General features: G+C 50.0%; 1 protein-coding gene. It reads left to right on the top strand.

The window, feature by feature from the left end; genetic code table 11:
* A partial coding sequence (locus CIK04_RS28960; RefSeq protein WP_176463469.1) for a sensor histidine kinase occupies positions 1 to 380 on the top strand: 380 nt, incomplete at both ends.

The following is a 380-nucleotide window of genomic DNA, read 5'->3' on the forward strand; positions in this document are numbered from 1 at the left end:
CGCAGTGTCCAGCTTTCGTTTGCGTGATGAAATTTCTGAGCTCACTGAACAGCTTTCTCAAACCAAAGAGTATGCCGATTTATTGCGCTCACAAACGCATGAGCATCGCAACAAACTTAATACCATCAGTGGCCTAGTTCAGATGGGCGAGCTCGACGCGGTTCAACAGCTTATCGGTCAGGAGACGGCACACTATCAGGGGCTGATCGAGTTTCTACGCGATACGATCAAAGATCCATTGGTGGCGGGCATGTTGCTAGGAAAAAACAGACGTGCGCGTGAGCTGGGCTTGGAGTTAGTGGTTGAAGAAGGGGCTCGTTTAGAGCCGCTAAGTGCTTGGCTCAATCCAGAAGACATCACGACAATACTCGGTAACCTGA

It is taken from the genome of Vibrio sp. 03_296, from assembly GCF_002265885.1.